Raw genomic sequence first — 6,749 nt, forward strand, 5'->3', positions numbered from 1 at the left:
CACTGGTTACGCTTCCGGGCGTGGACGACGTGGCGGGAGCGATCGCCGATCCGGTGCGGCGACAGGTCCTGGAGATGTTGCGCGACGAGGGGCCGCTGTCCGCCGGGCAGATCGCCGAGCGGTTCTCGATCAGCCGCCCCGCGGTCAGCAGGCACCTGCGCGTGCTGCGGGGCAGCGGCCTGGTGCGCGACGAGCTCGTGGGCCGGCAGCGGTTCTACGAGCTGGACGCCTCCCGCCTGACCCCGCTGACCCGCTGGCTCACCGGCTTCGACCGCCCCACGGGGTGGGAGCACCGACTCGACGCCCTGGAGACCGAGGTCCACCGCACCCGGCGGGAACGCCGCACCGACCGACCCGAGGAGAACACGGCATGACCCGCATCCCCACCGCCCGCCTGTTCCGCACCGCCACCGGCAGCGACCTGGTGCTCACCCGCACCTTCCGGGCGCTGGCCGACGACGTGTGGGCGAGCCTGACCGAGCCGGAGCGCACCGCCCGGTGGTTCGGCCCCTGGGAGGGCGACGGCGCGCCCGGCCGCACGGTCAAGGTGCGGATGGTCTTCGAGGAGCAGGGCCCGTGGATGGAGGTCCGGGTCGACGCCTGCGACCCGCCCCGTCGGCTGGCGGTGTCCACCCAGGACGAAGCGGGCGTGTGGCGGCTGGAGGTGCTGCTGGCCGAGGTGGACGGCAACACCGAGCTGCGCCTGGTGCACCACCTGGACACGGAGGAGGGCATCGGCGAGGTCGGTCCGGGCTGGGAGTTCTACCTGGACATGCTGATCGCCTCGCGCGAGGGCGCGGCGCGGCCGGTGTTCGACGACTACTACCCGTCGATGAAGGGCTACTTCGAGGGGCTGCGCGAGGGGGAGTAGGCGGGCGACGGGACCCGGGCGCCCCTGATGGTCCCGCCGGCTGCTTTTTAACCGGCGGGACCACCGGGCGAGCCAGGCCGTGCACACCCCGCCCGTCCCCATCGAACTGCGCGGCCGGTCCTCCGGCAACCGCCGGGTCCAGGAGCTGCGGGATCGCGTTCCCCGGAGTACGGTTCGGGGCACGCAGGAGGTTCAAACCGGCAGCCACTGCCTTCTTCACCCATGAGGAGGCCGAGGCCGTGGTAGCAGAACGTTCCGCCCGCGAACAGCGGTTCACCCGGGGGCTCCGCGTCGAGCGCGAGGTGCACGGGTACGCGATCGTGGTGCGCGTCGCCGGCGAGGTCGACTCCTCGACCGTCGGTGAACTCGCCAGGGGCACGGCGGTGGCACTTGCCCTGGCCACCCCGCCCGCCCCGGTCGTGGTCGACCTGAGCGACGTCGCCTTCCTGTCGGCGGCGGGTCTCAACCAGTTGCGGAGCGACCAGCTGGCGGCGCGGGCGGCAGGTGTCCCGCTGCGCGTGGTCGCCCGGCACCGGCACGTGCTCAGGCCGTTCGAGGTCACCGGCCTCGTCCACGACCTGCGGCTCTGCGCCACGCTCTCGGAGGCCCTGCGCTCGGACGCCGCCGACCGGGGGCGCCTCGCGCTGAGGTGGTGAGCGCGGGACCACCGGCGCGCGGGTCCCGGTGCGCCCTAAGGTGCCCGCATGATCACCTACGACTGGCGCGGCCGGTTCGACAACGCCGAGGTCAACGCGCTGCATGCGGAGGGCTTCGCGCACCGCGTGCTCGACGACGACTGGTGGGGCCAGGTCAACCGGCACAGCCTGGGCTGGGTGTGCGCGCGAGGCGGCGCCGACCTGGTCGGCTTCGTCAACGTCGCCTGGGACGGCGCGATCCACGCGTTCGTGCTGGACACCCTGGTCGCCGGGCCGGTGCGCCGCCGGGGCGTCGGGCGGGAGCTGGTGGCCCGCGCCGTCGAGGGCGCCCGCGCCGCCGGGTGCGAGTGGCTGCACGTCGACTTCGACGACGAGCTGAAGCCGTTCTACTTCGACGCCTGCGGGTTCCAGCCCACCAACGCTGGGCTGATCGCCCTCTGAACGACCTGCTTACCCCCGATTCGGAATCCCAAACATCTTTTTCCGGAGTGTTCTACAACAATGCGCTAAATGTGTTCGTGCGATACTCCGGTTAATGACTTGCGACGACGAGTGGCTCGTTCTCGGAGGGAATGACGGGATCGCACCGCGGGAGGTGGTGGTGGCGTGACGGACACGGTGCGGATGACGGACGTGCTGGCGGCGGGCCGCGCGGAGCTGATGACCGCGTTGGCCGAGGCGGACGAGCACGCGGCGCTCGACCAGGTGTTGGGCCTGCTCGACGCGGGTGTGCCCGCCGAGGGCGTGCTGCTGGAGGTGGTGGCGGCGGCGCAGGCCGAGATCGGCAGGCTGTGGCAGGCCGACCGGTGGGGCGTCGCGCAGGAGCACGCGGCCACCGCCGTGGTCGAGCACGTCATCGCCGCCTTGGGCGCCCGCGTCACGACGGCGACGACCAGGGGCCACGTGGTGGTGGCCTGCCTGGAGGGCGAGCGGCACGCCGTGCCGCCGCGCATCGTGGCCGAGGTGCTGCGCGGCCGGGGCTGGCAGGTCACCTTCCTGGGCGCCGGCGTGCCGATCGCCCACCTCGTGCCCTACCTGCGCGAGAAGGTGCCGGACGCCGTGGCGCTCAGTTGCACGCTGGCCCGCGACCTGCCGCGCGCCGACCAGGCGGTCGCCGCCTGCCGCGACACCGGCACCCCGGTGCTGGTCGGCGGCCGGGGTTTCGGCGAGGACGGCCGGTGGGCGCGGGCGCTCGGCGTGGACACCTGGGCGCCCGACGCCGCCGCGGCCGCCGACCTGCTCGACCGGCCCGGCTGGCGGCGCGCCGCCCGGCCCGCGCCGCCCAGACCCGTCGCACCGGCGTACACCGCGCTGCTCACCCGTCGCGCGGAGCTGGTCGACGCGGCCGTGGCCGCGTTGGACGAGCGGTTCCCGCCGGCGCGCGACGACGAGCGGCAGCCGGACGAGGTCCGGGAGGAGGTGGGCGAACTCGTCGACTTCCTCGGCGCGTCGGTCTACGTGGACGACCCCGAGCTGTTCGGCGGGTTCGTCTCGTGGACCGCCGCCGCGCCCGCCGCGCGACGGCTGCCGCCCGCCGGCACCCGGGTGGTGATCGAGGTCCTGGCGCGGGCGCTGCGGGCCGACCCTCCCGGGGTCCTCCGGCACCTGGACTGCGGCCGCCAGGTCCTGGCGACGCGGTAGCCCGCCGGGCGGCGGCTCACCCCTTGCCCGGTGGCTCACCTTGCCCGGCGGCTCACCTCGTCCGGTGGCTCACCCTGTCCGATGGCTTACCGTGCCCGGTGGCCACTCACCCCTGGCCGGCCTGGTTGAAGCGCAGCATGTTGCCGGAGGGGTCGCGGAAGGCGCAGTCGCGGACGCCGTAGGGCTGGTCGGTCGGCTCCTGGAGCACCTCGCCGCCCGCGGCGCGGATGCGCTCGAAGGTGGCGTCGCAGTCGTCGGTGGTGAAGATGACGCCGCGCAGCAGGCCCTTGGCCAGCAGCTGGGCCATGACCTCCTTGTCGGCGGCCGAGGCGTTCGGGTCCGCCAGGGGCGGTTCGAGCACGATGTTCACGTCGGGCTGCGCCGGCGAGCCGACCGTGACCCAGCGCATCCCCTCGAACGCGACGTCGTTGCGGACCTCCATGCCGAGCACGTCCCGGTAGAAGGCGAGCGCCTCGTCGTGGTCGTCCACGGCGATGAAGCACTGGGAGAGCGTGATGTCCATGGGAGTCACGCTACGTGCGGGCGGTGGGCTTGGCTTCTCCGTTCCTGACCGGTCGCGTCAGGATCTTCGCCACGCACGCCGGGATCGCGGCGCCGTCGTGGTGGTCGCGGGCCCGGTACGCGCTGGGGCTCTCGCCGACCAGCTCGGTGAACCGCGAGCTGAACGACCCCAGCGAGGTGCAGCCGACCTCGAAGCAGACCTCCGTCACCGACAGGTCGCCCCGCCGCAGCAGCGCCTTGGCCCGCTCGATCCGGCGCGTCATCAGGTAGCTGTACGGCGTTTCCCCGAAGGCGGCGCGGAAGCTGCGGGAGAAGTGACCCGGCGACATGAGGGCCGCGCGGGCCAGCGCCGGCACGTCGAGCGGCTCGGCGTAGTCGCGGTCCACCTTGTCGCGGGCCCGGCGCAGCCGGACCAGGTCTTCCAGGTTCACGCGACCACTTTCCCACAGGGCCGGGTGATGCCGTCCTTCGTCGCCGGGAGTGCCCGGCTCACCCGACCGGGTGTAGATCCTCTTTCTTCGGGTAGTCGGCGGGTGACTGCCGACTAGGAGGAGTACGTGGACGCGAGCAAGCCCGCCAAGGTAGTGAAGGAAGCGTTGGACAAGGCGGTGGAGAAGGTCGCCGACCTGGTCACCCCGCCGGCGCCCGGCGCGCCGGGCAGCAAGCCGCCGCAACTCGAAGAACCGACGGAGCCGCAGGACCCGTTGCCCCGCAAGTCCGACCAGGCGTCGCCGCGGACGCGGACCGCCACCGGCGCGGAAACCGGCGCCGGGCACGAGGTCCGCGAGCAGCAGGGCGCCCACCTGACCACGTCCGCGGGGCTGCGCCTGCACGACACCGACCACTCGCTCAAGGCGGGTGAGCGCGGACCGACGCTGCTCCAGGACCACCACCTGCGGGAGAAGATCACCCACTTCGACCACGAGCGCATCCCGGAGCGCGTGGTGCACGCGCGCGGCGCGGGTGTGCACGGCGTGTTCGTCGGGTACGGCAACGCCGAGCAGGTCTGCAAGTCCGAGTTCCTGAAGCAGGGCGTCAGCACGCCGGTGTTCACCAGGTTCTCGACCGTCGTCGGTTCGCGCGGCTCGGCGGACACGGTGCGCGACACCCGCGGGTTCGCCACGAAGTTCTACACGTCGGAGGGCACCTTCGACCTGGTGGCGAACAACATCCCGGTGTTCTTCATCCAGGACGGCATCAAGTTCCCCGACGTCATCCACGCCGCCAAGCCGCACCCGGACCGCGAGATCCCGCAGGCGCAGAGCGCGCACGACACGTTCTGGGACTTCGTGTCCCTGCACACCGAGGCCACCCACCACGTGATGTGGCACATGTCCGACCGGGGCGTGCCGCGCTCGTACCGGATGATGGAGGGCTTCGGCGTCCACACCTTCCGGCTGGTCAACGCCGAGGGCGGGACGTCGCTGGCGAAGTTCCACTGGAAGCCCAAGCTCGGCGTGCACTCCCTGCTGTGGGAGGAGGCGCAGATGATCGCGGGCGTCGACCCGGACTTCCACCGGCGCGACCTGTTCGACGCCATCGAGGCCGGCGCGTTCCCGCAGTGGGAGCTGGGCATCCAGGTGTTCCCGGACACCCCGGAGCAGACCTTCGAGGGCATCGACCTGCTCGACCCCACGAAGATCGTGCCCGAGGAGTTGGCCCCGGTGCAGCCGATCGGCATGCTCACGCTCAACCGCAACACCACCAACTACTTCGCCGAGACCGAGCAGGTCGCGTTCCACGTCGGGCACCTGCCGCCGGGCATCGACGTCACCGACGACCCGCTGTTGCAGGCGCGCCTGTTCTCCTACATCGACACGCAGCTCAGCCGGCTGGGCGGGCCGAACTTCAACCAGATCCCGATCAACCGCCCGCACGCGCCGGTCAACGACATGCTGCGCGACGGCTTCCACCAGCACGCCGTGCACAGCGGCGTGGCGCCGTACAAGCCGAACTCGCTCGACGGCGGCTGCCCGTTCTTCGCGGGCATGGACGCGGGCGCGTTCACGGAGGTCGCCGCGCCGGTCGCGGCGTCGGTGAAGGAGCGCCGGTCGCCCGCCTCGTTCGCGGACCACTTCAGCCAGCCGCGCATGTTCTACCGGAGCCTGAGCCCGGTGGAGCGCGAGCACGTCGTGCGCGCGTTCACCTTCGAGCTGGGCAAGTGCTACGAGCAGGCGATCAAGGAGCGGCAGCTGCGGGTGCTGGCGAACGTGGACGCCGACCTGTGCGCCCGCGTGGCCGAGGGCCTGGGCCTGCCCGTGCCGGAGCCCACCGAGGCCCCGGTCGAGGTGACGACCAGCCCGGCGCTGTCGCAGGTCGGCCAGGTCTGGCCGGGTGACGGCCGGATGGTCGGCATCGTGGTGGACGCCGACAACCCGGACAGCCTCGACGGCCTGCACACGCTGCGGCAGACGATCACCGCGGCGAACATGACCCCGCTGGTCATCGCCGCCCGCGGCGGTCAGCTGGAGGAGGGCCTGGTGGCCCAGCGGACGTTCCTCACCGCGCGCTCGGTGGAGTTCGACGTGGTCCTGCTGGCCGCCGCGCCGGCGCCCGCGCCCGACGCGCTGCCCAGCCGCGACGCGAAGGCGGGCGCGCCCGCGAGCACCGTCGACCCGCGCGTGGTGCTCCTGGTGCAGGAGGTGTACCGGCACGCCAAGGTGATCGGCGCTTGGGGCACCGGCCGGACCGCGCTGGTGGAGGCCGGCTGCACGCCGGGCGAGCCGGGCGTGGTGGTCGGCGAGGACCCGGCCGCGGTGTTCGCGGAGGTCTCCGAGCTGATGGGCGCCCACCGGGTGTGGGAGCGGTTCCCCGTCTCGGTCGGCTGACGCACGACGTCCCGGTCCGCCCCCGCCGGCCCGCCGGCGGGGGCGGACCCGTGCCGGGACCTCAGCCGTGGGGCGGTGGGCAGTCCAGCCGGTAGCCCGTGCCGCGCACGGTGACGATCAGGGTGGGGTCGTCGGGGTCGGGTTCGACCTTGCGGCGCAGGCGGCGGATGTGGACGTCGAGCAGGCGGGTGTCGCCGAAGTAGTCGTAGCCCCACACGCGCTGGAGCAGCT

General features: G+C 72.9%; 9 protein-coding genes. 6 read left to right on the plus strand and 3 right to left on the minus strand.

Annotated features, from left to right (window positions below; translation table 11 throughout):
• Nucleotides 1–20 precede the first annotated feature (20 nt).
• From ABD223_RS42650 to ABD223_RS42670, 5 genes are all read left to right on the plus strand, one after another.
• The gene (locus tag ABD223_RS42650; protein ID WP_344043939.1) at nt 21–374 is read left to right on the plus strand and encodes a metalloregulator ArsR/SmtB family transcription factor; all 354 of its coding nucleotides are present in this window, start codon (nt 21–23) and stop codon (nt 372–374) included.
• On the plus strand, nt 371–871 hold the full coding sequence (locus tag ABD223_RS42655; RefSeq protein ID WP_344043941.1) for an SRPBCC family protein: 501 nt from the start codon (nt 371–373) through the stop codon (nt 869–871). Before ABD223_RS42650 ends, ABD223_RS42655 begins: the two co-directional genes overlap by 4 nt.
• A 239-nt stretch (nt 872–1,110) precedes the next feature.
• Nucleotides 1,111–1,527, plus strand: a complete 417-nt coding sequence (locus ABD223_RS42660) for an STAS domain-containing protein (protein WP_344043943.1) — start codon at nt 1,111–1,113, stop codon at nt 1,525–1,527.
• A 48-nt stretch (nt 1,528–1,575) separates the two neighbouring features.
• On the plus strand, nt 1,576–1,968 hold the full coding sequence (locus ABD223_RS42665) for a GNAT family N-acetyltransferase (protein ID WP_344043945.1): 393 nt from the start codon (nt 1,576–1,578) through the stop codon (nt 1,966–1,968).
• Between the two features lie 165 nt (nt 1,969–2,133).
• Nucleotides 2,134–3,168 (plus strand): cobalamin B12-binding domain-containing protein, encoded by a 1,035-nt coding sequence (locus ABD223_RS42670; RefSeq protein ID WP_344043948.1) that lies wholly within the window; start codon nt 2,134–2,136, stop codon nt 3,166–3,168.
• Between the two features lie 106 nt (nt 3,169–3,274).
• On the opposite strand, the gene ABD223_RS42675 is transcribed toward ABD223_RS42670, so the two are convergent.
• Both ABD223_RS42675 and ABD223_RS42680 read right to left on the minus strand, forming a co-directional pair.
• Nucleotides 3,275–3,691, minus strand: coding sequence for a VOC family protein (locus tag ABD223_RS42675; protein WP_344043951.1), 417 nt, complete (start codon nt 3,689–3,691; stop codon nt 3,275–3,277).
• A 10-nt stretch (nt 3,692–3,701) separates the two neighbouring features.
• The gene (locus ABD223_RS42680; RefSeq protein ID WP_344043953.1) at nt 3,702–4,121 is read right to left on the minus strand and encodes a helix-turn-helix transcriptional regulator; all 420 of its coding nucleotides are present in this window, start codon (nt 4,119–4,121) and stop codon (nt 3,702–3,704) included.
• A 126-nt stretch (nt 4,122–4,247) separates the two neighbouring features.
• Between ABD223_RS42680 and ABD223_RS42685 the strand changes: the two genes are divergently transcribed.
• A complete protein-coding gene (locus ABD223_RS42685) occupies nt 4,248–6,518 on the plus strand; it encodes a catalase (protein ID WP_344043955.1) in 2,271 nt (756 codons plus the stop codon).
• A 61-nt stretch (nt 6,519–6,579) separates the two neighbouring features.
• Here ABD223_RS42685 and ABD223_RS42690 read toward each other — a convergent pair.
• On the minus strand, nt 6,580–6,749 hold a 170-nt coding region (locus ABD223_RS42690), incomplete at its 5' end, for a winged helix-turn-helix domain-containing protein (protein ID WP_344043957.1).

Source organism: Saccharothrix xinjiangensis (assembly GCF_039527585.1).
GTDB lineage: Bacteria > Actinomycetota > Actinomycetes > Mycobacteriales > Pseudonocardiaceae > Actinosynnema > Actinosynnema xinjiangensis.